General features: G+C 61.9%; 19 protein-coding genes and 1 tRNA gene. 12 read left to right on the plus strand and 8 right to left on the minus strand.

Going from position 1 to position 17382, the window contains the following annotated elements; all coding sequences use genetic code 11:
• Positions 1 to 34 precede the first annotated feature (34 nt).
• The gene (locus tag ACQK2M_RS01840) at positions 35 to 829 is read left to right on the plus strand and encodes an APH(3')-II family aminoglycoside O-phosphotransferase (protein WP_425419965.1); all 795 of its coding nucleotides are present in this window, start codon (positions 35 to 37) and stop codon (positions 827 to 829) included.
• 69 nt (positions 830 to 898) lie between these two features.
• Here ACQK2M_RS01840 and ACQK2M_RS01845 read toward each other — a convergent pair whose 3' ends face one another.
• The 7 genes from ACQK2M_RS01845 to ACQK2M_RS01875 all read right to left on the minus strand — a co-directional run bounded on the left by ACQK2M_RS01845 (position 899) and on the right by ACQK2M_RS01875 (position 5896).
• On the minus strand, positions 899 to 1081 hold the full coding sequence (locus ACQK2M_RS01845; protein WP_173189803.1) for a hypothetical protein: 183 nt from the start codon (positions 1079 to 1081) through the stop codon (positions 899 to 901).
• Between the two features lie 14 nt (positions 1082 to 1095).
• Positions 1096 to 1172: transfer RNA gene (locus tag ACQK2M_RS01850), tRNA-Arg, on the minus strand.
• A gap of 284 nt (positions 1173 to 1456) precedes the next feature.
• Positions 1457 to 2473 carry an FAD:protein FMN transferase gene (locus tag ACQK2M_RS01855; RefSeq protein ID WP_425416377.1) on the minus strand — a complete coding sequence of 339 codons (1017 nt, stop codon included), beginning with the start codon at positions 2471 to 2473 and terminating at the stop codon, positions 1457 to 1459.
• Positions 2454 to 4655 (minus strand): PepSY domain-containing protein, encoded by a 2202-nt coding sequence (locus tag ACQK2M_RS01860; RefSeq protein ID WP_425416378.1) that lies wholly within the window; start codon positions 4653 to 4655, stop codon positions 2454 to 2456. The genes ACQK2M_RS01855 and ACQK2M_RS01860 overlap by 20 nt, the downstream gene beginning before the upstream one ends.
• A 17-nt stretch (positions 4656 to 4672) precedes the next feature.
• Positions 4673 to 5143, minus strand: a complete 471-nt coding sequence (locus tag ACQK2M_RS01865; RefSeq protein ID WP_425416379.1) for a DUF2271 domain-containing protein — start codon at positions 5141 to 5143, stop codon at positions 4673 to 4675.
• A gap of 31 nt (positions 5144 to 5174) precedes the next feature.
• Positions 5175 to 5507, minus strand: coding sequence for a hypothetical protein (locus ACQK2M_RS01870; RefSeq protein ID WP_425416380.1), 333 nt, complete (start codon positions 5505 to 5507; stop codon positions 5175 to 5177).
• Between the two features lie 110 nt (positions 5508 to 5617).
• A complete protein-coding gene (locus ACQK2M_RS01875) occupies positions 5618 to 5896 on the minus strand; it encodes a PepSY domain-containing protein (RefSeq protein ID WP_425416381.1) in 279 nt (92 codons plus the stop codon).
• 136 nt (positions 5897 to 6032) lie between these two features.
• Here ACQK2M_RS01875 and ACQK2M_RS01880 point away from each other — a divergent pair, with 136 nt between their 5' ends.
• Positions 6033 to 6692 (plus strand): response regulator transcription factor, encoded by a 660-nt coding sequence (locus ACQK2M_RS01880; RefSeq protein ID WP_425416382.1) that lies wholly within the window; start codon positions 6033 to 6035, stop codon positions 6690 to 6692.
• The gene (locus ACQK2M_RS01885) at positions 6689 to 8038 is read left to right on the plus strand and encodes an ATP-binding protein (protein ID WP_425416383.1); all 1350 of its coding nucleotides are present in this window, start codon (positions 6689 to 6691) and stop codon (positions 8036 to 8038) included. Before ACQK2M_RS01880 ends, ACQK2M_RS01885 begins: the two co-directional genes overlap by 4 nt.
• Positions 8039 to 8240: 202 nt before the next feature.
• On the opposite strand, the gene ACQK2M_RS01890 is transcribed toward ACQK2M_RS01885, so the two are convergent.
• Positions 8241 to 9146, minus strand: coding sequence for a LysR substrate-binding domain-containing protein (locus tag ACQK2M_RS01890; protein WP_425416384.1), 906 nt, complete (start codon positions 9144 to 9146; stop codon positions 8241 to 8243).
• 121 nt (positions 9147 to 9267) lie between these two features.
• Between ACQK2M_RS01890 and ACQK2M_RS01895 the strand changes: the two genes are divergently transcribed.
• The 9 genes from ACQK2M_RS01895 (at position 9268) to ACQK2M_RS01935 (ending at position 17379) form a co-directional block, all read left to right on the plus strand.
• Positions 9268 to 9813, plus strand: coding sequence for a carboxymuconolactone decarboxylase family protein (locus ACQK2M_RS01895; RefSeq protein WP_425416385.1), 546 nt, complete (start codon positions 9268 to 9270; stop codon positions 9811 to 9813).
• Between the two features lie 56 nt (positions 9814 to 9869).
• Positions 9870 to 10493, plus strand: coding sequence for a pyridoxamine 5'-phosphate oxidase family protein (locus ACQK2M_RS01900; RefSeq protein WP_425416386.1), 624 nt, complete (start codon positions 9870 to 9872; stop codon positions 10491 to 10493).
• A 2-nt stretch (positions 10494 to 10495) separates the two neighbouring features.
• Complete coding sequence (locus ACQK2M_RS01905; RefSeq protein WP_425416387.1) at positions 10496 to 10969, plus strand: DUF1348 family protein; 474 nt, start codon at positions 10496 to 10498, stop codon at positions 10967 to 10969.
• Between the two features lie 173 nt (positions 10970 to 11142).
• Positions 11143 to 11640 carry a YHS domain-containing (seleno)protein gene (locus tag ACQK2M_RS01910; RefSeq protein WP_223478885.1) on the plus strand — a complete coding sequence of 166 codons (498 nt, stop codon included), beginning with the start codon at positions 11143 to 11145 and terminating at the stop codon, positions 11638 to 11640.
• 494 nt (positions 11641 to 12134) lie between these two features.
• Positions 12135 to 12824, plus strand: coding sequence for a DUF6639 family protein (locus ACQK2M_RS01915; RefSeq protein ID WP_425416388.1), 690 nt, complete (start codon positions 12135 to 12137; stop codon positions 12822 to 12824).
• Positions 12825 to 13071: 247 nt separating this feature from the next.
• The gene (locus ACQK2M_RS01920) at positions 13072 to 13671 is read left to right on the plus strand and encodes a hypothetical protein (RefSeq protein ID WP_425416389.1); all 600 of its coding nucleotides are present in this window, start codon (positions 13072 to 13074) and stop codon (positions 13669 to 13671) included.
• 606 nt (positions 13672 to 14277) lie between these two features.
• Positions 14278 to 15357 carry an extracellular solute-binding protein gene (locus tag ACQK2M_RS01925; RefSeq protein ID WP_425416390.1) on the plus strand — a complete coding sequence of 360 codons (1080 nt, stop codon included), beginning with the start codon at positions 14278 to 14280 and terminating at the stop codon, positions 15355 to 15357.
• 63 nt (positions 15358 to 15420) lie between these two features.
• Positions 15421 to 16521 (plus strand): ABC transporter ATP-binding protein, encoded by a 1101-nt coding sequence (locus ACQK2M_RS01930; RefSeq protein WP_425416391.1) that lies wholly within the window; start codon positions 15421 to 15423, stop codon positions 16519 to 16521.
• Positions 16522 to 17379, plus strand: coding sequence for an ABC transporter permease (locus ACQK2M_RS01935; protein WP_223478881.1), 858 nt, complete (start codon positions 16522 to 16524; stop codon positions 17377 to 17379). It begins immediately after the preceding gene.
• Positions 17380 to 17382 lie beyond the last annotated feature (3 nt).

Consider the following 17382-nt stretch of genomic DNA (forward strand, 5'->3'; position numbering starts at 1 on the left):
CACCGAGAGCCAGATCCTGTTTCTACGTGGAAGTATGTTGGAAGAAGAACGTGTTTTGACCCAAGCCCCAATGGCCTGGAAGGAAAAGCTGGCCAGCTACACCTGGACCCAGCAAACAGTCGGCTGCTCGGAAGCGGCGGTATTCCGCGTTGAGGCACCAGGCAGACGGGTTCTGTTCGTGAAAACCGAGCCAGCCGGCTTGTTGAGCGAACTACAAGAAGAGGCAGCGCGGCTGCGCTGGCTGTCAACGACCGGCCTGCCCTGCGCACAGGTGCTTGCTGAGGTCCACCAACAGGAGCGGGATTGGCTGCTGCTGAGCGCGGTGCCCGGCGAAAACCTGCTTTCGGCCTCGATGGGTGCGGAGGAGAAAGTGGCGATGATGGCCGCTGTCTTGCGCCAGCTTCATCAACTCGACCCGACGACCTGCCCGTTTGATCATAGAGCAGAGCACCGCATCGAGCTGGCACGGGCGCGAGTGGAGGCCGGCCTGGTAGATCAGGATGATCTCGATGATGAGCATCAGGGTCTTGGGCCGACTGAGCTGTTTGCACGGCTGCAAGCCCGCAAGCCGCTTCGTGAGAACTTCGTAGTCACGCACGGCGACGCTTGTCTGCCAAATGTTATGGTAGAGAGCGGCCGCTTCTCCGGCGTCATCGATTGCGGCCGCCTGGGGTTAGCAGACCGCTATCAGGATTTAGCATTGACCACACGGGACGTCGCCGAGGAGCTCGGTCGCGAATGGGTCAAACCGTTCCTCGGTCACTATGGCATCAGCGATTTTGATTCCGACCGCGCGGCCTTCTACCGGCTACTTGATGAATTCTACTGAGCACGTACCAGCCGGAGCTTGGGAAACAACCGCTTTGGCTCCCAGGAAGCTGACAGAACTTGACGTCGATTAGCCCCCGATGAGCGCACGCAGAACCGACACGCCGAAGATGGCGGCTACTGCCGAGATCATCAGCGTGCGCTCGCACAGCGCGTCGGGGTCGCGGACGAAGAGGTTCGTATAGCGAAGTCGGAATAATCCGTGAATGTTAGTCGCGGCATTCAGCATAGAACGCGGGCGTTCGACGTTCATAGTTCTGTTTTAAGTGGCGCACCCGACAGGATTCGAACCTGTGGCCTTCGCCTTCGGAGGGCGACGCTCTATCCAGCTGAGCTACGGGTGCTTACCGGGTCGCAACTGCTTACGCAGTGCTTACGTGAACTTTTCGCGAGTTGAAAGATCAGAATGACGACCTCGCAAATCCTTGTTCTTACAACCTTTTTTCGTCTCCTCTTTGTCGCCAACCCCCTTGACATCAGCCTTCGGAGGGCAGCGCTCTATCCAGCTGAGCTACGGGTGCTTGCGGCATGGAGCCAAAGCCCGGCCTTGATAACCGAGGCGGGCGATTCCATCAATGCGAAATTGCGAAGTGGAGTTGCGCCGTCTCATTGAGGCAGCTCTTTGAGATCAATCTCGCTGACAGCTTCCAAATCCTTCACCTGTCATCTGCAATGGGCAGCCATTACTGCCAACTCGTTCGTCAACCTCCTGGAAATAGCCAGTGCCGACACCGCCCGGTCGGTCGCGTCGAAGATACAACACGGAAAGACCGATCGCCTCCGCGACTTTCCGCCCTTTTCCCTCACCCAAAACCATCATCGCCGTGGCCCAGGCGTCCGCGTTCATGCAGTCCCCGGCAAGAACGGTGACGGATGCGGGGGAATTGGAAAGCGGCATGCCCCGCTGCGGATCCATCGTGTGGGACAGACGACGTTCACCGACCTGCACCCAATGGCGATAGTCGCCCGACGTGGCGACGGCCATGTCCGTCAATTCGAGGACAGAATGCGCCGCGCGCCGTTCGGGGTCTGGAGACTCGACGGCAACAATCCATGGAGACTTGTCCGGCTGATTGCCAATGGCACGCAGTTCGCCATCGATTGCAAGCAGGGCATTATCAACGCCGAAAGCTCGAACGGTATCGGTCAGACGGTCCACACCGTGGCCCTTCGCGATGCCGTTCAGGTCGAATTGCATCGGCGCGTGCTTACGGGCGCGGCTGTGTTGGCAGTCCAGTTCCAACACATCGTGCGCCGGCAGACGACAGCGTTCCCGCGCGGCGCGTATCCGGCCGGGGTCGGCGTTCGTCGGGCCGAAGCCCCACGCGCTTACTGCGTCGCCCATGCCGATATCGAAAGCTCCATCCGTCGCCCGACCTATGGAAAGTCCGGCCGCGAGTACCTTCATCAATGCCGGCGGCAGGTCGACCCACGTGTCCGGCGGCGCTGCGCTCAGGCGGTTGATGTCGCTGTCAGGCTTCCAGATCGACATCTGGCGATCCACCTCGTCGACCGCAGCAGTCACCGCGTCGCGCAGCGGCTCGGGGTCGAAATCGGCAGGCGCATGAAAAAGCGCCGACCAGCGCGTCCCCATCGTCGGACCGTTCAGCGCGTGGCGCGCCAGGTCAGTAAACGTCTTCGGCATATCGGCCCTCCGCCTTGAGCGTTGCCAGAGTGAGCCCCTGAGGCGCGAGGATGTCAGCCAGCGCAGCCGATACTCCGGCCGCCATGCCCCGTCCGCCACAGACCAGAATTTGAGCGCCGGCCGAGACGAGACGGGCGATATGCGCGGCATCACTGCGAAGCGCGTCCTGCACATAGGTCGGTCTTTCACCTCGCGAGAACGCGGTCGTCACGGAGGCGAGCCGCCCGTTTTGCTGCCAATCCGCCAGTTCCTCGGCGTAGAGAGCATCGCTTTGCGGATGGCGCGTGCCGAAATAAAGATGCATGGGTCGCTTGGTTCGATTGGCGCGGGCAAAGCCAGCGAGCGGACCGATGCCGGTCCCCGCACCGATCAGCAAGACGGGCGCCTTTCCGCGGGTCGGTCGGAAGGTCGGATTTCGACGCAGGAAGGCCTGGACTGACTGCCCGGGCTCCAGAGTCGTCAGTTGACCCGAGCTCAATCCTCCGGGATGACGCCGGACGCAGATCTCGACAAAGCCGTCGCGCTTGCCCGACGCCAGCGAATAGAAGCGAGGAAGATCGGACCCCTCCGGCAGGATGCCGAGGATGTCGCCGGCCTCGAAACCCGGGAATGTGCGTCTCGTCAGCCGCTGCCAGAGCGACCCTGTTGGCAGCGCAAAGCGCAGAATGGCCGTCGGGGCCTGAACGTCGGTGCCATAGTCGCGTCGCGATACGAGGGTCAGTGCGCGCGATTTTGGCGGGGTCGGCTGATGGTTGAGTTCGAACTCCAGGCCAAGCACAGCCGCGAGGTCGCGCCCCCAGCGGGCGAAATCCTGCGGTGACTGGCGATCGACTGTTTCCATCGGAAGCAGTTCCCGCCAGCCTTTCGCCTCCGCTGCCTGGATGATTTGCTCCGCGTATCCGCAGAAGGAGGGGAAGCTGCGGTCGCCGAAGCCGAGAACGGCGAACGGTGCCTTTGGAGCCTCGGGCAAGGCGGCGAGTTTCTCGAGGAAATTTCCGGCCGATGCGGGCGCTTCACCGTCACCGTAGGTTGCGGCAAGCAGGAGAATGCGCTGCGCCTGCGGCCAGCGCTCCGGCGTGAAGGCCGACATTGGGCCGACATGAACCCGAAGCCCGCGCTCGTTCAGCGCACCGCAGAGCGTGTCGGCGAAGCTCCAGGTGCTGCCACCCTCGCTGCCGACAAGCACGATCGTATCGGCTTCTCCGACGGGAACCGAATGCCCAACCCTCCCCCTCTTTCGACCGGTCAGCCAGAGGCAGAGTCCAGTCCAGCTCAGGAAGGGAACGCCAAGTGCCGACACGCCGAGAAGAAGTCCAAGCAGGGCGGCGCCCTGGCCGGTATGAAGCATGGCAATGAAATCCGTGACGCGCTCCCACGCGCCAGCGTCGGCCCAGGCGAGCATCTGGCCGGTGCCCTGATCGATATAGCCTTCGCCGTCGCTGGTCTTCAGCGTGAAGACGTCGGTCTTGTCGCCCACGAGCGGGAAAGTCAGCGAGCGCAGTCTGTCCACCGGGGTCTGCTCAAGCACCGCGATTGCGGCCGGATTGACGCCGGTCTGACCACTGACATCAGAAGGGAAAGGGGGAGCGCCGGCGCCTTCCGGAATCAGACCGAATGTCGCTGCGGTCATCCACAGGGCGGTGATCGACGACAGGCCAAGGCCGAAAACCGAAAGCCTTGCGATAGAGGCGTGCAGCTTGCCATGGCCGCTGCCCCGCGCGGGAGAGAAGAGGTATCGCCATCCGCCAGCGCGGCGCGCGAGAAGCACGAGACCCGACAGGCAAAGGGCGAGCATGGCCCCGGCGGCGGTCGCTGTCATGATGCGGCCAGCATCATCGAGAAACAGCGACCGATGAAAACTGGTCAGCCAGCGTTGCAATGCCGGCGTATCCGCGTTGCCGATCGCGCCGCCGGTCGCCGGATCGATGACCGCGGCGGCCGGCTGATCGCCCTCGTAGTAATAGGCAGCAATCCGGCCGGTCGGGGCACGGCGGATCTGCTCCACCGTCGGCTCCATTGCCTGAACGCGCGACGCCAGATCCGCCACGCTGATGCCGGCGGACGTTGGGGACTGAGCGGCTTCAAGAGCGGGGAACATCGATAGCGCCGTTCCGCTCAACGCGATGACGCACAGAAGCAGCGCGGCGATCAGCCCTGGCCAACGGTGAAGCGACCGGATCATGACGGAACCTCTCCGGATCAGCGTGTGTAGGTGAAATCGGCGATGTAGCGGCTGCCCTGAACAGGCTGGCCGGAGCCGTCGGACGTCAGCGGGACGACGATTTCGTTTGGACTATCGCGATAGTCCTCCACGGCGGCGTCGATATGCAGTTCATATCCCGCGTCGAAAAGGGCGTCCGCCAGATCGAGCGTGACCGTCAATGTCCGCCCGGAGCCGACACTGGCACCGGTGATGCCGGCGATTTCGCCCAAATTGCCGCCGGTGGCGCGATACCAACCCGTCAGGTGCTCGTAGTATCGGGCCTTGCCGCCCGCCATCCACAGGCTACCGAGATAATTGCCACTGGCGTTCGTGACATAATAGGCAAGATAGGCGCCGGGGCCGCCATAGTTGCGCAGATTGGTGGTCAGCGTGACCTCACCGGCAATGGCTGGCGCCACGGCGCTGAGCGCCGTGGTCACCGTTAGAATAGCTAGAAGCGATTTCATCGGGTTTCTCTTTCGAACGTGGAGGGCGGTATCAGTTCACCTGCACCTTTGGCGCGGTGCCCTTGAGAATCAGGCCGTTGTCGGGAGGTGTCGTGCTGCCTGCCGGCGCCAGGCCGTTCCGGCGATAGCTCCAGCCATCGTCATCGTCGTCGTCCTCATGATGACGCTCGTGGTCGCTTCGCACATGGCGATGATCTTCGTGCTCGTCGTCGTCATAGTCAGCCTTGCGAAAAGAATGATCCCATCCGGCGGCCTCGATTCCGCTGACGAATTTTTGGGGGAACGACGCCGCTCCGGCGGCATAAGCGATCGATATTCCGCCGACAGCGACGGCGGCGACAAGCAAACTGCGTAAGGGCTTCATGCTCACAACTCCTGTGGTTTCGTATGGCTTACAGATGGCGGTCCTCGCTGAGCGTTCGCTGACGGATCGGAGAAATTCGCTTCAGCTTGCCGTCAGCTTTCGACGTCCGCTCACCGGTGTCTGCGGTCGGATTCGAAGCCCGTTATGGCGAGGGTGGCCGGATCGACGATCACTTCGAACCGCTTGCCGGCGGCGTCCGTCACATAGGCTTCGTAGCAACCGTCATGGATCTTGATGCGATGCAGTTTCCAGCCACGTTCCTCGATCATGGCTCGGACAGCCTGCCTCGGCTGCCAGTCGGCCATGGGAACGTCGCAGTCATCATCGGCGAGACCTGCAGTCGCCGACAGGGAAATCAGAATCGCTGTGGTGATGGCGCGGGCGGTCACGGCATGTCTCCGTTTTTGTATGGGGCTATTTCACCGGCCAATCTGACGGCCGACTTAAGCCGCCACTCCCTCCGCTTAAGCTTCCCGTAAGGTGGCGCGTGGACTAAGGCTGGAGGGGACAGGCAGAGACAAAGACATGCGAATCCTGCTGATAGAGGACGACACCATTCTTGGTGCGGCGGTGCGCGACCAGATCGCCGCGGACGGTTATTCCGTCGACTGGGTCGGCCGTCTCGATGCAGCGGGCGACGCGTTGGCGACGACCGTCTACGATCTCGTGCTCCTCGACCTCATGTTGCCCGACGGCCGGGGAATTCCCTTCCTGAAGACGCTGCGCGGCCGCGGCGACGTCACGCCGGTCATCATCCTGACCGCGCTCGACCAGGTTTCCGATCGGATCGAAGGCCTCAACGCGGGCGCGGACGACTATCTGGTCAAGCCTTTCGACCTGGCGGAACTGTCAGCGCGTATCGGCTCCGTCGCGCGGCGATATACCGGAAATCCCAATCCGATCATCAGGCACGGGCCCCTGGAGATCGATCTCGCCGCCCGCAGCGTGACGAAGGACGGCAAGAAGATTGTTCTGACCGCGCGCGAGTGGGTTCTCTTCGAGGCCTTCCTGCAGCGTCCCGGCCAGCTTCTGTCGAAGGCGCAGCTCGAGGAACGGCTCTATTCCTTCGACACGGAAATCGACAGCAACGCGATCGAGGTGCATGTCAGCCGCTTGCGCAAGAAGCTCGGCGCCAAGGTCATCGAAACCGAGCGGGGACTTGGCTACAGGCTGGGCCGTCCATGAAAATGCCTCGCTCGCTTCAGGCCCGGCTCGCGCTTCTGATCGGCCTTCCGGTAACGGTCCTGTGGCTGCTCGCGGCATCGGTCACCGCGCATCTGGCCGACGGCGAGTTGGAGGAGGTCTACGACAGGGCGTTGCAGGCGACGGCGGAGCGCATATTGCCCCTGGCTGTCCACGATCTTCGGCGCAGGGGCGACGACCACGAGGACGACGACGAACTCGATGAGCATATCGGCCGCGTAAGCCCTCTGGATGACAAGGTCAGCTATGTCGTCCGCGATCGCAACGGCGGGATTTTATTGCGTTCGTCAGGGGCCCTCGAAGAGGATTTCCCGCCATTCAAGGAGAACGGTTTTACCCAGACATCGACGCATCGCCTCTACTACGATTCAGCTCGGGACGGGCGTATCACGATCGCGGTCGCCGAGCCGCTGGATCATCGCTCGGAGACGTCGCGAGCTATCCTGCTGGGTCTGTTGCTGCCCCTTCTGGTTGTCATTCCGCTCAGCCTGACGGCCATCCTTCTGGCGACGCGGCGAGGCTTTCGTCCCGTGCGTGCGCTGCAGGACGGATTGGAGCGGCGGGGCGCCCAGGATCTTTCGCCTTTGCCCGATACGGGGCTTCCGACGGAATTGAAGCCGATTACGGGCGCAGTGAACCAGTTGCTCGACCGCTTGCGTGCCGCCTTCGAAGCGGAACGCGCCTTTGCCGCCAATGCCGCGCATGAATTGCGCACGCCGGTCGCCGGCGCGATCGCACAGGCCCAGCGCCTGAAGTCCGAGACGGCCGACGCACGGACGTCGCAACGCGCCACCGAGATCGAAACGACGCTCAAGCGGCTTATGCGCATGTCGGAGAAGCTCATGCAGCTCGCCCGCGCGGAAGGCAGCCGGCTGCAACTCGACACCTCCAACGATCTTCGGCCGGTCTTGCAACTGATCGTGCAGGACTTCGCCCGCTCGGGAGAGGAGCGGATTGCGCTTTCGATGCCCGGAGCGGCAGTCGAATCGAATCTCGATCCGGATGCGTTCGGTATCCTCTGCCGAAACCTGATCGAGAACGCGTTGCGCCACGGGACCACCGACCGGCCTGTTGAAGTCGACCTGAGCGCGGACGGAGTGCTTTCGGTTCGAAACGACGGGCCGGCGTTGTCGCCGGACATGGCAGAGCGGCTCATGCTGCGATTTGAGCGGGGATCGGGGAACAAGGACGGCAGTGGACTGGGCCTCGCCATCGTCAAGGCGATCGCGGACCGCGCCGGAGCCCGTATCTCCGTTGTGTCGCCACTGCAGAATAGCGCGCAAGGGGTCCAGATCTCGGTCGCGCTCGCCCCGGTCGGAAATCCGTAAACAGAGAATGATGATATAACGCACCGCTCTATCCCGCTGAGCTACGAGTGCTTGCGATATGGAGCCAAAGCCCGGCCTTGATGACCGAGGCGGGCGTTTCCATCAACGCGAAATTGCGAGATGGAGTTGCGCTGCCTCCTAAAGCAGCGCTCCCGAAAGTACATACAGGCATATCTGGTCGTTCGCGCATTACGCTGACACACTACAGCGGTCGGAGTCTCGCTCTCAGGGCCGGCACCGCGAAATCGAGGAAGACCCGCATTTTCGAGGGCAGCATTCCGCGTGCCGCATGGATCAGATGGACCGGGGCAGGCTCCAACTCAAAGTCCTCCAGAACGATCCGAAGCGCGCCAGCGCGCAGCTGTTCGGCGCACTGATAATGAAGCACGCGCGCGGCGCCGACTCCCCGGACGGCAGCCTCGACAGCCGCTTCCGCCGTCGAAACCGAAAGGCGCGGCACGATGTCGACATCGATGACCCGCCCGGTTTCGGCCAGCCGGAAGGGCCAGCTCGCGGCCGGCGACAGGAACTCGAAATTGACGCTCGGCAGCGCTGCTGCATCCTCCGGCCGCACGGGCGTGCCATAGGCCTCGATCAGTTTCGGGCTGGCGCAGACGACCGTCCGCATCGCGCCGATATTGGTGGCGATCATGGTGCTGTCCGGCAACCGGCCGATCCGCGCCGCCATGTCGACATGCTCGTCGAGCAGATGAAGATTGCTGTCCGACAGAACCAGCCGGACATTGATGTCCGGATGGGCTGCGAGGAAATCGATGACGACCGGCAGGATATGCAGCCGGCCAAATAGCACCGGGGCTGTCAGGGTCAGTTCGCCGCGCGGCGACTGGAACTCGCCTGCGGCGATACGCTCAGCCTCCTCGACATCTTCAAGGATTCGCCGCGCCGAAGCCAGATAGGCCGTACCGGTATCGGTCAGTGCGACCTTGCGCGTCGTGCGGATCAGGAGCTTCGCACCCAGATGCGTCTCGAGCTCGTTGATCTTGCGGCTGACGGTCGCGAGTGGAACGCCCAGCTCGCGGCTGGCTGCCGAGAAACTGCCTTTGTCGGCGACGCTGAGCAGCAGTCGCATGGCATCGAGCCGATCCATTATTATTCCAATTTTCAAGACACTAATTCCCGACAATAGGCGATTATCCCTCAATTTGGAATGAGCTAATCCTCCTTCGAACGGAACCCGCCTGGTTCCTAAGCTCGAAAGGAGAAACACAATGCCCCGTCTGACCATTCCGGCGCGCGACGATGTCCCCGCCGAATCCAAGCCGATCCTCGACGCCGTCCAGAGCCAGCTTGGCGTCGTCCCGAACATGTTCCGGCTGATCGCCTCCAGCCCAGCGGCACTCAAGGGCTACACTGCCAACAACGCCGCTCTCGCCAAGGCGCTGGACGTCAAGACACGCGAGCGTATCGCACTGGCCGTCGCCCAGGTGAATGGCTGCGATTACTGCCTGTCCGCGCACAACTATCTCGGCTTGAACATGGCGAAGATCTCAAACGAGGAGATCGCGCTCAACCGCATGGGCCGGTCAGGCGATCCGAAGGCCGATGCCGCCGTTCGCTTCGCCGTGACTGTCGTTCGCGACCGTGGCCAGGTCGCCGCAGCCGATATCGAGGCCGTTCGCGAAGCCGGTTTCTCCGACGGCCAGATCGTCGAGATCATCGCCGTCGTCGCCGAGAACATTTTCACGAACCTGCTCAATGTAGTCGCTGGCACCGAGATCGACTTCCCCGTCGTCCATGCCAGCGAAGCAGCCTGACGCGAGAAACGGGCGGGCTTCTCTGACCCGCCCGTCATCGACCCGGAGACACCGCCATGCCCTACGGATTTCTCGACATAGCCACGACTCCCAGCGTCCGCGCCGAGCAGCAAGCCTCTGGAAGCGATCGGGTCTACCGGAACTACAAGGCTGACCGCGCCTTCGACAGGTTCACACCCGATGAAGTCGCCTTCATCGCGGCGCGTGACAGCTTCTACATGGCCACCGCCTCGGAAACCGGCTGGCCCTATGTCCAGCACCGCGGTGGTCCCCGGGGCTTCCTGAAGGTCGTCGACGAGAAGACACTCGCCTTTGCCGATTATCGCGGCAACCGCCAATATATCAGCGCCGGCAATCTGGCCGCAGATGCCCGCGCGGCCCTGATCCTCGTCGATTACCCGGCCCGCGCCCGCCTCAAGATCTACACCCATGTCGAAGCGGTCCCGATCGACAGCGACCTCGCCGCGCTCGTCGCGGAGCCGGATTACAAGGCACGGCCCGAGCGCGTCTACGTGTTGCGCCTCGCCGCGTTCGACTGGAACTGCCCCTTGCACATCACCCCTCGCTACACCGAGGCGGAGATCGCCGCGGCGATGGCGCCGCTGCGCGACCGTGTCACCGCACTCGAAGCCGAAAACGAAGAGCTGCGAGCCCGGCTCGCCAAAGCACAAGGAAGCTGACCATGGAACCCGAACGCCCGCCGCTGCCGCCTTTCACGCAGGTCGAAGACGCCGAAAGCAAAGTCCGGCTCGCCGAAAACGCCTGGAACAGCCGCGATCCGGAGCGCGTCGCGCTCGCCTACACCCCGGACAGCCACTGGCGAAACCGCGCCGAGTTTCTCGAGGGCCGCGACGCCATCGTCGCCTTCCTCGCCCGAAAATGGGACCGCGAGCTCGACTACCGCCTGGTCAAGGAGCTCTGGGGCTTCCGCGAAAACCGCATCGCGGTCCGGTTTGCCTATGAATGGCGCGACGACAGCGGCAGCTGGTTCCGATCCTACGGCAATGAATTGTGGGAGTTCGACGAGCGCGGCCTGATGCGCCGCCGCGTCGCCAGCATCAATGACGCGCCGATAAGCGAATTAGAGCGGAAGTTTCGCTGGCCGCTCGGGCCGCGTCCGGAAACTCATCCGGGCCTGAGCGACCTCGGCCTCTAGCCCCGCGCAAGCACCACCTCACTTCGCCGACCCGACCGGGCCGGCGCGGACGGCGAGGACCTCCTCGCGGTCACAGGATCGATCGCGCCGAATTCCAGCGGATCGTGCCGACGGCAAGTCGCCGGCGGCTTCACCCAGACGCCCGCGTGGCGCAAACCGAAAGGAAGACTGACATGAAGAACCTGAACACCATAATGGCGATTGCCTGTGTCATCGGCACGATCTCCGGTGCCTCGGCCGCATTCGCCGCCGACGAATACAATGTCTCGACCGGCACCACCGTCGACGGCCAGGGCGTTGCGCTCCGCGGCAACGATTCCGTTGCGCTGTTCACGGGCCTGGACGTGACCCCGGGCCACGCCAAGTTCACCGTCGTGCATGACAATGTCGCCTATTACTTCTCGTCCAAAGAGACGATGAAGCAGTTCGCGGCCGATCCGGCAGCCTTCATCCCGCAATATGGCGGTTTCTGCGCCTTCGGCGTCGCCAAGGGCCTGAAGCTGGACGGCAGCCCGCGCTTCGCCGACGTTGTCGACGGCAAGCTCTACCTCTTCCTCAACGCCGATGTCTTCGAGGCCTACAAGAAGGACAAGGCCGGCACGATCGCCAAGGCGGAAGCCAACTGGCCGGGCATGGAACACCGCACAGTGGAGGACGTGAACGGTCTGTGATGCTTGATGCGATCCGACCGGTTCGCACTATCCGCATCAGCAGATCCTGGAGGCATTCCCCGGCGAAACCCGTCCTCCTTTTCGCCCGCTGCCTCTAGGACCCGGCATCTCTCGCCCGGATGCCGACCCGGAAGCGCTGGTGGCGATTTCCCCCGATCGTCACCAGCGTTTTTATCGTTTTCTCGCAGCACGAGTGCGGCTCAAAGTGCCACCAGAGTGGGGGTTTCGTGCCAGAAACGCCAATCGCGGCATGGAACCAAAGCCCGGCCTTGATGACCAAGGCGGGCGATTCCATAAATGCGAAAATGTGAGGCGGAGTTGCGCTGTCTCCGAAGGCAGAGATCACAGGATCGAAGCCTGTCGGGTGCGCCGGGGATGTGCCGGGTTGTGGCCGTGTTGCGCGCGGCGGCCTCGATCAGTAATAATTAGGAATGCGAAGTCCTGCGAAAAACAGCTTCCACCTGGCGGGCAGATACTCGGTTGTCGCCGGGGGCATGTTTGCGGCCCTTCTCACAACGAATAGTAATTTCGCTTTGGCTGATGGGAACACTGACCCACATTCTTGCTCGAACGTCCAGAATAATGTCGAAGTCTGGAGCAACGACGCCCACGAAATTGCCGTCAGCTGCGAGGGTGTCGAGACCGCGATTTCATTTCTGCAGCAATGTGGCGTTGATTATGATGGAAGCTTGGCGATCCACTTCGAGCGAGACATGCGCGATGAGTGCGGCGTAGACACCTATGGGATCTACGAAATTTCCGAGAAGGTTATCCGTATCAATAGTTATCCGACCTGTCGCAGCGTCTTCACCAAATCGAAATTGACGGGCCGAATCCCATTCGACGAATTCTTCGAGTCCATCGTCGTGCACGAGGTGACACACGCGGTTGTCGATGCAATCGGCGCGGAGTCCGCGAAGAAACCGTTGACGCAGGAATATATCGCCTACGCGGTTCAATACTCAATGTTTGAACCGGCTGACGTGAGTGCTTTAACCGACGACCTGCTTATTAAGGATCACGTCGCACTCAGTGATTTCAGCATGTCGATCTACGCGTTATCGGCGGAGAAATTTGCTGCCATGGTCAGCTCCCACTTCAACGGCCCGGATGGCGGGTGCAAGACGATCCGTGATCTTGTCAGTGGCGACCGGCAGATGCGTGAAAGCGTGCATCAGGAATAACCGCAATGAATTTGTGACCGCAAACGTGCACGATCCTTCAGATATCGAGCGTCACCGCGCGCCTGCGAGTTTCCAAACCGCACTATCCATTTGCCCGAGAATCCGGAACTGATAAGCCTACGCTTATAGTTGAACTCAGCATTAACGCCCTGTTAACCAAACATTCAGGGTTTGCATGTTCGACAGGAACAACACAGCGAGTGGCCGGCAACACCCTGCCTGTCGAATGCAGCTTGAGAGGTTACACATGATCCGCAAACTACTGATCGTTACATCGTTCGCGCTCGTTCTTGCAGCCTGCAGCGACGATGAAGACAAGGCCGCCAAAACTGAAGCCCCAGCCCAGCCGGCGGCGTCGCAGGCCGATACGCAGAAGGCGGAAGAAGCCGCTGCGAAAGCCAAACTCGAAGCCGATGCCAAGGCGGAAGCGGAGCTGAAGGCAAAGGCCGAACGCGAGGCACGGATCAAGCTCGAAGCCGAGGAAAAGGTCCGCGCGGAAATGGAAGCCGAGAAGAAAGCGGCGGAACAAGCCGCGGCCAAGGCAGCCGAGGATGCCGCCGCCGCCGAAGCCAAGGCCAAGCGCGAAAACGAGGCTTTCGAGCAGTTGCAGGCAGAAGAGGAGCTGCGTCTCAAGGCCGAACGAGAGGCCCGCATTAAGCTCGAAGCCGAGGAAAAGATCCGCGCCGAAATGGAAGCCGAGAAGAAAGCAGCCGAACAGGCCGCTGCAGAGGAGTTGGCCCGCCCAAAGACCGAGGCCGAACTGGAAGCCGAGAAGGTTCAGAAAACCATCGAGGATGTCGGAAATGCGGTCAACGCGGTCGGCGAATTGCTGAAGAAATCAAACTGATGTGATCTGGGCTCTCCGATGGAATGAACACAGTTCGCTGACCTCGTTCTCGTCTGCGCGAACTGCCACCGGATGATCCGCCGTCGTCGGCCTTGATTTTTGATGCGACCCAAGGGCGACGGCGCTTAGCCAGATATGCGCTCCGTTTGACTCGAGGCTTTTCTGCGGCGAACGCGGATATGCTCGGCTTTGTCAGGCTGTATGGCGGCCCGCCTCATTCTTCAGCAAGACCGTTGGAACCGAGAGCAATCCGGGGACGATTTCAGAGGCCAGCGCTCTATCCAACCGTGCTACGGGTGCTTGTGACACAAGGCCAAAGCCCGGCCTTGATAGTTGAAGCGGGCGAATGCTCGGTGTCTCGTATTCACAATTAACCCGCCACTGGCTGACCAGCACCTTTCCCGCTGAAAGAGCTCGAATTTCCCGGAATTGCCGGATATTTCCCTACCTTTTACAGTCCCTTGGAGCGGCTCTTTCCAAGGCGTGTGAACGGGATGTGACAAGCCGGGTTTCCGGCGGCACACAAAATTTGACCGGATAGCAAAAATCCACCAATGTCCGTCTCCCGACGGTCTCGAAACCGTTGTCTACATGGAGGGAGTTCCCATGCATTTACGCAGCAAGAAACTTAAACTCGTCGTTTCGGTCGCAACTTTCGGCCTGCTCGGCCTCACCCAGGCCACCAGCGCGGACACGCTGCGCCTTCTGACATGGGGCGGCTATGCGCCGGAGAATGTCGTCGAGATGTTCGAGAAGGAAACCGGCCACACGGTCGAGGTCACCAAGTCGAACAACGAGGAAATGATCGCCAAGCTGCGTGCCACCGGCGGCGGCGGTTTCGATCTCGCGCAGCCCAGCCAGGACCGCATCGCGGGGCCGCAGGCGGAATTCGGAATCTACAAGCCAATCGACCTGTCGAAGATCGACGAGTCGCAGTTCATCACGTCGATGCTCGAAGCGACCAAGGGCAACACGACGGTTGACGGCGAAGTCTATGGCGTTCCGCATGTCTGGGGCACCAGCGGCCTCGTGCTCGACACGAGCAAGGCAGCCGGCGTGAAGGACTACACCGACCTGTGCAGCGACGATGTCGCCGGCAAGGTGTCCTATCGCCTGAAGCGTCCGACGCTGATCGGTTTCGCCTTCGCGATGGGCCTGGATCCGTTCGCGGCCTATGGCGACGAGGCAGCCTATACGGAGCTGATGGAAAAGGTCGAAGCGAAACTCATCGAGTGCAAGCCCAATGTCAAAACCTACTGGGGCGGCGGCGATGAACTGATGAACCTCGTGCGCTCGGGCGAAGTCGTCGCATCGATGGCGTGGGACACGGGCGGCTGGAAGCTGAATTCCGACAATCCCGACATCACCTTCGTCGCACCCGCATCCGGCGCGCTCGGCTGGATCGACACATTCGTGCTGCCGGCCAAGGGCAAGGCCGACGATGCGGCCTATGCATGGATCAATTTCGTGATGCAGCCGAAGGTCGCGGCGATGATCACCGACGCCGCGGGCAACTTCACGGCCTCCAAGGGCGCCGACGAGTTTGTCGCGGCCGATCTCAAGGCGCGCTACCAGGCAAGTTTCCCGCCAGAAGCAGTCGACAACATCAAGTGGTATCCGCCGGTGCCCGCCGGTCTGGAAGCCATCGAGGGTGGCGTTCTCGACCGCGTGAAAGCAGCCAACTGACGATCTGAAACAAGCGGCATCCGCCTCCGGGCGGGTGCCGCCCACATTTCGAAGCAGAACGCGATGACCCCCGACCTTGAATGCATCGACCTGACGAAGCGCTTCGGTGATACGACTGCCGTCAAGGAGGTTTCGTTTTCCGTGCCACCGGGGTCGTTCTTCTCGATCCTCGGGCCGTCCGGCTGCGGCAAGACGACGATCATGCGCATGATCGCCGGCTTCCTGCAGCCGACAAGCGGCGACATCCTGATCAAGGGGAAATCGGTGCTCGACGTGGCGCCGAACAAGCGGCCGGTGAACATGGTGTTCCAGCACCTCGCCCTTTTTCCGATGATGAACGTGGCCGACAATATCGGCTACGGGCTGCGGCGTGCCGGCCTGCCAAAGGCCGAGATCACGCGCAAGGTCGGCGAGGTTCTCGACCGCATTGGCCTGCCCGGTATCGGCCACAGGCGCGTTGACGAATTATCCGGGGGGCAGAAGCAGCGCGTGGCGATCGCGCGGTGCATGGTTCTCGAACCGGATGTCCTTCTGCTCGACGAACCGCTCGGCGCGCTCGATCTCAAGCTGCGCGAGCGAATGAAAATCGAATTGAAGGCGCTGCAGGCCGATTTCGACACGACATTCGTATACATCACCCATGACCAATCCGAAGCCCTGGTGATGTCGGACCAGATCGCCGTGATGAACAATGGCCGTTTCGAACAGATGGGCACTGCACGCGATCTCTACTACCGACCCCAAACGCCATTCGTGGCGGGCTTTGTCGGCGACAGCAACCGGTGGAGCGGCCGGGTCGAGCGCGCCGAGGGAGATACGCTTGAACTGCGCACGGAAAACGGCCTGCTCATTCGCGGCCAGACGCATGGTCGCGCGCTCGCGCCGGGATCGTCGGCGGAGATCTTCGTGCGTCCCGAGGCCGTCCGCCTTTCCCGAAACGAGGGCGACCTGAGCGCTTTCGACAACCGCATGTCATGCCGGGTGACGAGCCTACTCTTCAACGCAGCGGCGAGCCGGGTGCTCGTACGCGACGCCGGGAGTGCCGGCGAGATCGAGGTCTCGCTTCCCCAGTCTGGCGAGTTCGACGGCCTGTCGCGCGGCGACGAAGTGCATATCGGCTGGTCGGGCGATCAGGCCAACTGCTTTCCGGCGGGGGCCGGTTGAATGCGCGAGGGAACGCGTATCGGCTTCATTCTGCTCGTGACGCCGCTCTTGCTTTGGCTTACGCTGCTGATCGTCATTCCGCATATCGACATGCTGCTGATATCGCTGCGCGAGCGGGTCGGTGTCGGCGAGTACCAGTTCAGCGCAGCCAACTACCTGACATTCCTGCAGGAGCCGCTTTATCTCTGGACGTTCCTGCGCACAGCCGTGATGTCGGTCACGGCGACGCTGATCACGCTGCTCGTCGCCTTTCCGGTCGCCTACTACATCGCCAAGATGGCCAAGGGGCGGGTTAAATCCCTGCTCTTCCTGCTGTGCCTGGTGCCGTTCTGGGTTTCCGAACTCGTGCGCACATTCGGCTGGATGATCCTGTTGCGCGAAACCGGGATCGTTTCCAGCCTTCTGCAGTATCTCGGGCTCGTCGATGGACCCGTCGAAATGCTCTACAACGACGCCGCCATCATGACCGGCCTCGTCTACACGTCGATGCTGTTCATGGTGGTGCCGCTGATCACGACGCTCGGCAGCCTCGACGACGCGGTAATCGAAGCCGGCTACGACCTGGGCGGCAGCGGTCCGTCCATCCTGCGCGAAATCATCATTCCGCACGCGATGCCAGGGATCGTTTCCGGATGCATCGTCGTGTTCATGCTGAGCCTCGGCAACTATCTGACGCCAACCATGCTGGGCGGCAAGGACAGCCTGTGGTTCACCGAGCTGATCTATTCGCAGTTCATCGTCCGGTTCAACTGGGAGCTGGGCGCGGCGTTCGGGTTCGTGCTGCTGTTCCTGTCCTCCTTCATCGTCTGGGCGATGCTGCGTCTGACCGGGCAGACGCTCGAAAAGACGATGGGCTAGGGG

The organism is Oricola indica (genome assembly GCF_965227485.1).
Taxonomy (GTDB): Bacteria; Pseudomonadota; Alphaproteobacteria; order Rhizobiales; family Rhizobiaceae; genus Oricola; species Oricola indica.

Coding starts and splice junctions, on each gene's coding strand:
- ACQK2M_RS01840 (WP_425419965.1), top strand. CDS start 35: ATGTTGGAAGAAGAACGTGTTTTGACCCAAGCCCCAATGGCCTGGAAG.
- ACQK2M_RS01845 (WP_173189803.1), bottom strand. CDS start 1,081: ATGAACGTCGAACGCCCGCGTTCTATGCTGAATGCCGCGACTAACATT.
- ACQK2M_RS01855 (WP_425416377.1), bottom strand. CDS start 2,473: ATGCCGAAGACGTTTACTGACCTGGCGCGCCACGCGCTGAACGGTCCG.
- ACQK2M_RS01860 (WP_425416378.1), bottom strand. CDS start 4,655: ATGATCCGGTCGCTTCACCGTTGGCCAGGGCTGATCGCCGCGCTGCTT.
- ACQK2M_RS01865 (WP_425416379.1), bottom strand. CDS start 5,143: ATGAAATCGCTTCTAGCTATTCTAACGGTGACCACGGCGCTCAGCGCC.
- ACQK2M_RS01870 (WP_425416380.1), bottom strand. CDS start 5,507: ATGAAGCCCTTACGCAGTTTGCTTGTCGCCGCCGTCGCTGTCGGCGGA.
- ACQK2M_RS01880 (WP_425416382.1), top strand. CDS start 6,033: ATGCGAATCCTGCTGATAGAGGACGACACCATTCTTGGTGCGGCGGTG.
- ACQK2M_RS01885 (WP_425416383.1), top strand. CDS start 6,689: ATGAAAATGCCTCGCTCGCTTCAGGCCCGGCTCGCGCTTCTGATCGGC.
- ACQK2M_RS01890 (WP_425416384.1), bottom strand. CDS start 9,146: ATGGATCGGCTCGATGCCATGCGACTGCTGCTCAGCGTCGCCGACAAA.
- ACQK2M_RS01895 (WP_425416385.1), top strand. CDS start 9,268: ATGCCCCGTCTGACCATTCCGGCGCGCGACGATGTCCCCGCCGAATCC.
- ACQK2M_RS01900 (WP_425416386.1), top strand. CDS start 9,870: ATGCCCTACGGATTTCTCGACATAGCCACGACTCCCAGCGTCCGCGCC.
- ACQK2M_RS01905 (WP_425416387.1), top strand. CDS start 10,496: ATGGAACCCGAACGCCCGCCGCTGCCGCCTTTCACGCAGGTCGAAGAC.
- ACQK2M_RS01910 (WP_223478885.1), top strand. CDS start 11,143: ATGAAGAACCTGAACACCATAATGGCGATTGCCTGTGTCATCGGCACG.
- ACQK2M_RS01915 (WP_425416388.1), top strand. CDS start 12,135: ATGTTTGCGGCCCTTCTCACAACGAATAGTAATTTCGCTTTGGCTGAT.
- ACQK2M_RS01920 (WP_425416389.1), top strand. CDS start 13,072: ATGATCCGCAAACTACTGATCGTTACATCGTTCGCGCTCGTTCTTGCA.
- ACQK2M_RS01925 (WP_425416390.1), top strand. CDS start 14,278: ATGCATTTACGCAGCAAGAAACTTAAACTCGTCGTTTCGGTCGCAACT.
- ACQK2M_RS01930 (WP_425416391.1), top strand. CDS start 15,421: ATGACCCCCGACCTTGAATGCATCGACCTGACGAAGCGCTTCGGTGAT.
- ACQK2M_RS01935 (WP_223478881.1), top strand. CDS start 16,522: ATGCGCGAGGGAACGCGTATCGGCTTCATTCTGCTCGTGACGCCGCTC.